The following is a 6,198-nucleotide window of genomic DNA, read 5'->3' as shown; positions in this document are numbered from 1 at the left end:
TGTACATTTTTAATTCCCTTTTATTACCTGATAAAAAGAAATTAAAATTTTAACTGGAACCAGATAAATCAAAGTTTTTGATAGATATTTTTTTATTAATGATTATGTACATAATTAAAAGTTAAGTTTTTTTCTTTTTACAGTCTGCTGAATCCCTTTTAAACATTGCTATAGAATGAAATGTTATAAATTTAGAATGCAAACTAATAGAAATAAAAAAGTAATTATAAAATCATAAATATTTTTGAGAATAGTAGGAGTTTTTATTTTACTGTGGAATATTTTTATATGTATAAGAATATATAATGAATTTTGAAAAAATTTATTTTTGGGGGGGATTCATATGAATTGTCTGTGTGAGGAAAAAAATAATAATTCAGAAGAGGAATTACTTAAAGAATATCTGGAAAAAGAAAAATTAGATTATATTTTGTCCAAGGATGATATATCCTACTTGAAAAATAAGAAAGTGCTTGTAACAGGTGGAGGTGGGGCAATAGGATCACACCTTGTACGTCAACTGCCGGAACTAAGTGTATCTAAAATATTTGTTTTGGATAATCACGAAAATGGACTCTATGATGTAAAAAGATATTTTGAAAATCACATAGAAAATAAAGATTTGCTTCAGTGTCTTTTGGGAGATATAAGGGATAAAAAAGATATCGAAAATATTATTCAACCTGGACGGATATTGTTTTTCATTATGCAAATTACAAAAGTGCAGCACTTGGTAATTTTTATCCTCGAGGGTTTATAAAAGTAAATATAGAAGGAACTGTAAATTTATTGAAAGCATGTAGAAATACAAGAATTGAAAAATTTATATTCATTTCCTCTGATAAGGCTGAACAACCGAGCCAAAGTTACGGAAGAACCAAAAGAGCTTGCGAAAGATTACTATCAATAATACTAAAAAATACAGGAATAAAATATGGAGCAATGAGATATTGCAATGTTTTAGATAGTAAAGGAAGCTTTGCTATTCCTACATTTAGAGAGCAGATTTTAAAAGGAATACCTGTAACGGTAAGAAAAATAGGAGACTCAGAGATTCCTAAAAGATATTTTATAAAAAAAAAGTACAGCCGTGAACCTGGCATTAAAAGTAGGGAGTCTATGTGATAACGGAGAAATATTCAGCATTAACAAAAAAATTATTAATTCTATATATATTGATGATGTAGTTAAGATCATTGCTAAAAATTTGGAAATAGAAAATGTGGAAAATTGGTTCCACGAAAATGTAAAGTATATAAGCGGAGAAAAAGGAGAGAAAGTAAAAGAGCAGTTGGGAAAGGGTCTAGAGATTTATGATACTCCGCTGATAAAAATAGAAAATTCTATTCTATCAAAAGAAAATATATTTATAAATTCAATAGAGAAACTATTGATTGATGTAAATGAATGCAAAATATTAACTCTTAATAATTACCTGGAAAAAAGTTTATCAGAGTTGGAATTAAATTGAATAAAGATATAAAAAACAGTTGTGATATTCTGAAACTTAAGAGATAGCAACTGTTTTTTATTGTAATTTTTTTTACTTTACATTAAATTTAGAAGAAAAATGACTCTGTTTTAAAAATAGATAAAATTTTTTATCTATTTTTTTTGTTTTATGATACACTATAGACTTTCTGAGAAAATAATAAAAACATATTACTTTATTATTGAGTATGTACAATAGATTTTTTTATAATTTTTATACAGCGGAGCACTTAATAATAATTAGGTAAAAAAAGAAAATGGCTGTTTTTTTATAAAAAAATCATATTTATTTTATATTTTATTATTGTGAATATACAAAAAAAGTGATATTATTTATTGTTATTTTTATGAATTTTATTTATGATCATGTACACATTGGAGGGATTATGGCTATTAAAGAAAATGATATGCTGGATAAATTTAATATTACCTCTAGTGGGTCCCTGATAGATGATATAAGAAAAATAGATATTAAAATGAATGAGGTTCCTGACATAGAGGTCAGAGAGGTTGTCATCAAAGAAACAGGTAATTTTCTGAATTTACAAGAAAATATAATAAATATTCCTATAGAGATGATAGTTTTCCCGTTTTTTACCCCTCAAAAACAAAATAAAAGAGTAAATTTTCAGTATTCATTTGAAGACCTAGGGGTTACCATGTACTGTACCCTTGTGGCAAAAGATTCAAAGGATGAAGTGTTTCAACCATCTATTTTTGAAGAAAAAATTTATACTTATCTTATATCTATGTATGAGATGAAAAAAGAGATAAATGATACAGATGAGTATATAGAATTTGAAATATCAGATTTTATAGTGAATTTCTTGGGAAATAAAATGAACAGGAATTATTATTCAAAAGTCGAGCAGGCTCTTAAAAATCTTAAAAATACAGAATATCAGTTTGTTGTCTCAAATCACACAAAACTTGGAAAGTATAAATTTGAAGACGAAGAGTTTAAACTACTGACATACCAAAAGTTAAAAAAAGGTAAAAAGGTATACTACAGAGTTACACTGAATAAGAATATAAGAAAAAAGATAAAAGATAAAAGATATATAAAATATAATTCTAAAGCTCTTTTGGAAATTCTGGCAAAGGATCCCATTGCAGGAAGAATATACAAATACATAAGTAAGATAAGATATGAAAAGTCAGAAGATACAATAAATCTGAGAACTCTTGCCGCCATAGTTCCTCTAAAAACAGAACAGGTTACAGAAAGATTGAATAAAAACGGAGAATCAAAAATATATGTTTTGAGCAGAATGAAACAGGTATTAAAAAGGATAGAGAAAGCCTTTAAGGCTCTAAAAGATCTTGGGTACGTGGAAAAATATAAAACTTTGTATAAAAAAGATGAAGATAATTACTATATTCAGTATAAATTTAATCCGGAAAAAGACGGAACCTGTCATGTGTCAAGTTTTGTGGAATCGGTTCATAAGAAACCAAAAAAACTCGTGGACTGGAGTACAGACCCTGTTCAGGATAAGAAAATTAAAATATCTAAAGATGATATAATCGACGCAGAGATAGTAGAAACTGTGAAATCTAAAACTGTGAGCAGGCTGAAAAAATCTCTGAAAGAAGATGAAAAATTAACATCTGATATTTACGAAGAGGTTTCAGATCTAGTTATCGAAAAAATATTAAAAGCAAAGAGAAATATCTATGTTTCTAAGTCTTGGAACAAGAGGGCAGATAATAAAATATTAAAAATAGTACATGAAGACGGAGAAGATCTGGCTTTGGAAATACTGAACATTCTCTATAAAAGACTAAACACTGATATAAAGTCAACCTTGGTTCAGTATATAAACGGAATAATAAAAAATCTAAGAAAAGATGAGATGGAAAGTATAAAAAAAGCATCAAGACAAAATCTCACTCTTTTTAATCAGGGAAGCCGAGAGAAACCTCTTACAAGTAAAAAGAAGATAAACCAGTCAAGAAAGAGGCTGAAGAAACCAACAATAACAAGTGTAAAGGATATAATTGACACCCCTGAAGCGGTAAATAATATCATAAGAGAATTTGATAAATATGATGACTATCAAAAACTTAAAATAGAAGAAAAGGCTCTTCAAATATGCTCTGAAGAGGAAAAAATAGATGTGAATTTTCTTCTGACTCTGAAGTCTAAATCCAAAACAATATATTTAAATACCATCAGAAAGTATATTCAGACTGTTCTTGAAGATGGAGAGTGGAGGTCTTAACTATGAGACCTCTTTTTTTTATTTAATCAAAAAATCAATAAAAAATATAGATGTTTTTTCGAAGGTTAATTGAAATTATATAAAAGAATCTTAAGAATACACAGATTAAAAAAACCAGAGAAAAAAATGGAAGTTAAAAGTCAGAGACCTTTTGATTTTTAAAGGATAAAAAAGAGATACCTAATTTTTTTATTATTGTTTATGTACATATAATAAAATTGATAAATGTTGGTATTTATGATATTATTTTAAGGTGACTTAAGTTTTTTTTGAAAGGAGAAAATAGTTGAAAATTGTTAAAATAACAAGTGAGTTTATAAAATTAGACCAGTTTTTAAAATGGGCTGATGTAACATCTAGCGGAGTAGAAGCAAAATATCTGGTTCAGGACGGAGCAGTAAAGGTAAACGGAGAGACAGAAGAAAGAAGAGGAAGAAAACTTTATCCAGGAGATACTGTAGAAGTTATGGATAAAAAATTTATAGTTGAATAGTTTGAGGTGAGGATTTGCAAATCTCAGAAATTAATTATGTTAATTTTAGAAACCTAAAAGACAACAATCTTAAGTTTTCATCAAAGTTTAATCTTTTTCTAGGGAAAAACGGTCAGGGGAAAACCAGTATTTTAGAAGCAATTTATTTTTCTGCCACAGGAAAAAGCTTTAGAACTCCGAGGCAGAACGAGATAATAAATTACGGCAGAGAAAGATCAGGTTCCTTTGTTGTTTTTGAAGATTCCGTATCTGAAAAAAGTTTGTCTGTAAAACTGGGAAATGGAAAGAAGGAATACTCTTATAACAAAAAAAGAGTGAAGTACGATGAATTTCACAGTAAATTGAATATAGTTTCTTTTATACCGGAGGATATATCCCTTCTAACTGGGGCTCCAGGTGTCAGGAGGTCCTTTTTTGATTATGAGATTTCTCAGGCAAATAACGAGTATTATCAGGACTTGAAAAACTACACAAAATTACTTAAATTTAGAAATAAGTACCTAAAGGAAAAAAAGCATAATGACCCCATGTTTAATATTTATCAGAATGAATTTATAAAATTTGGAGCCAGAATAATAAAAAAAAGATTAGATTATGTAAGAAATATATCTATACTTTTGAATCTAAATTATAGAAAGTTGTTTGATGACAAAAAAGAGCTGAGATTAAAATATTCCTGTTTTTTGGGGGAATTAAAAAAAGTCGAGATAGAGCAAATAGAAAACTTGATACAGGAAAAAATAAATAAGGTGTTCTGGCAGGAAAAGAAATACGGATTTTCCATGGTAGGACCCCAAAAAGATGATTTTCTTTTTTTACTAAATGATAAAGAAGCCAAATCTTACGCATCCCAGGGTGAAAAAAAATCAATAGTTTTTTCAATAAAATTATCTGAAATAGATATGATAATAAAAGAGAAAAAAGAATCACCAGTTTTTATTATAGATGATATATCTTCTTATTTTGATTCTCTCAGAAAAGAGAGTATAATAAAATACTTTAAAAAAAGAGATATTCAGCTTTTTATAAGTTCTACAACAGACTTGGATATGGCTTCTAAAAATTTCTATATTGAAAAAGGGGATATTTATGAAGAATATGACCAGTGTAAAAGAGATAATAGAGGAAGCTGTGATCAAAAGTAAAAAATTAAAAGAGGCTATGATCCGAGCAAAATGGGAGGAGATAGTAGAAGGCCTGTTTTTTAAGAGTTCGCCCCTCTATATAAAGGAGGGCGTTTTGTATGTAACGGTAGAGTCCTCTGTTTTGCTCCAGCATATGTACATGAACAAAAATAAATATATAGAAAAGATCAATAAAACACTTAAAGGTGATTATATCAGTGATATTGTTTTGAAGGTGGGAAAGATACCTATAGAGGAGTATTTTAAAGATAATCCAGAGAGTGAAAGTGAAGTATCCAGGCCAGATGAGGTAGAGATAGTATTGTCATCTGATGAATATAAAGAGCTGCAGAAAAGTGTGTCTAACATAGAAAACAAGCAGATACAGGATAAAGTTCTTTCTTTAAAAATCCAGTCTCTGAAAAGAGAAAAATCTCTGACGAAAATAGGTTATAAATATTGCATAGAATGCGGTATTTTACATAAAAATCCTGGTGACCTATGCACCATATGTGAAAATAAGAGGCACATTAAGAGGGAAGAAATTCTTTTAAAACTCTTCAGAGAAAACCCTTATACATCTTTGGAAGAGGCGGAGAAATCCATAGAGGGTCTCTCTAAGGAAGAGTATGACAAGGGCAAGGAGAAAAAGCTCGACAAGATATATAAAAGGGCTGAGTTTTCCATAAAGGACGGGAGTATAGGGGATGCCCGCCTTGAACTTACGGAATATTTCAAGTTGGAAACAGGAGAAAGAGGGTTAAATAGGGTAGCTGAGAAAGCAGACAACCTTATTGAATTGATAAAAGAAAAACTTCAAAGGAGGTAGTTTTGTACATTTATCTTGAAGATGAATTTTTTATAC

At 28.9% G+C, this 6,198-nt stretch carries 7 protein-coding genes; all 7 read left to right on the top strand.

The window, feature by feature from the left end; translation table 11 throughout:
* The first annotated feature begins 343 nt into the window (after nt 1–343).
* The 7 genes from ABZA26_RS05455 to ABZA26_RS05425 all read left to right on the top strand — a co-directional run bounded on the left by ABZA26_RS05455 (nt 344) and on the right by ABZA26_RS05425 (nt 6,162).
* Nucleotides 344–760, top strand: coding sequence for a polysaccharide biosynthesis protein (locus ABZA26_RS05455; protein WP_372713506.1), 417 nt, complete (start codon nt 344–346; stop codon nt 758–760).
* A complete protein-coding gene (locus ABZA26_RS05450; RefSeq protein WP_372713507.1) occupies nt 694–1,125 on the top strand; it encodes a polysaccharide biosynthesis protein in 432 nt (143 codons plus the stop codon). Before ABZA26_RS05455 ends, ABZA26_RS05450 begins: the two co-directional genes overlap by 67 nt.
* On the top strand, nt 1,091–1,471 hold the full coding sequence (locus ABZA26_RS05445) for a hypothetical protein (protein ID WP_372713505.1): 381 nt from the start codon (nt 1,091–1,093) through the stop codon (nt 1,469–1,471). The genes ABZA26_RS05450 and ABZA26_RS05445 overlap by 35 nt, the downstream gene beginning before the upstream one ends.
* Nucleotides 1,472–1,877: 406 nt before the next feature.
* A complete protein-coding gene (locus ABZA26_RS05440; RefSeq protein WP_372713504.1) occupies nt 1,878–3,716 on the top strand; it encodes a replication initiator protein A in 1,839 nt (612 codons plus the stop codon).
* A gap of 286 nt (nt 3,717–4,002) precedes the next feature.
* Nucleotides 4,003–4,209: a S4 domain-containing protein YaaA gene (gene yaaA / locus ABZA26_RS05435; protein WP_372713503.1), complete on the top strand. Its 207-nt coding sequence runs from the start codon at nt 4,003–4,005 to the stop codon at nt 4,207–4,209.
* Nucleotides 4,210–4,223: 14 nt separating this feature from the next.
* On the top strand, nt 4,224–5,354 hold the full coding sequence (locus ABZA26_RS05430) for a DNA replication/repair protein RecF (RefSeq protein ID WP_372713502.1): 1,131 nt from the start codon (nt 4,224–4,226) through the stop codon (nt 5,352–5,354).
* Nucleotides 5,299–6,162: a DUF721 domain-containing protein gene (locus tag ABZA26_RS05425; protein ID WP_372713501.1), complete on the top strand. Its 864-nt coding sequence runs from the start codon at nt 5,299–5,301 to the stop codon at nt 6,160–6,162. The genes ABZA26_RS05430 and ABZA26_RS05425 overlap by 56 nt, the downstream gene beginning before the upstream one ends.
* The last annotated feature ends 36 nt before the right edge of the window (nt 6,163–6,198 follow it).

This window comes from Ilyobacter sp., assembly GCF_041583315.1.
Classification (GTDB): Bacteria; Fusobacteriota; Fusobacteriia; order Fusobacteriales; family Fusobacteriaceae; genus Ilyobacter.
Note: the sequence above shows the minus strand (reverse complement) of the source record. Positions and strands in the feature narration are given on the sequence as shown.

What these genes read in the sequence shown, in the direction of transcription:
- ABZA26_RS05440 (WP_372713504.1), top strand. Translation starts at nt 1,878, where the DNA reads ATGGCTATTAAAGAAAATGATATGCTGGATAAATTTAATATTACCTCT.
- ABZA26_RS05455 (WP_372713506.1), top strand. Translation starts at nt 344, where the DNA reads ATGAATTGTCTGTGTGAGGAAAAAAATAATAATTCAGAAGAGGAATTA.
- ABZA26_RS05425 (WP_372713501.1), top strand. Translation starts at nt 5,299, where the DNA reads ATGAAGAATATGACCAGTGTAAAAGAGATAATAGAGGAAGCTGTGATC.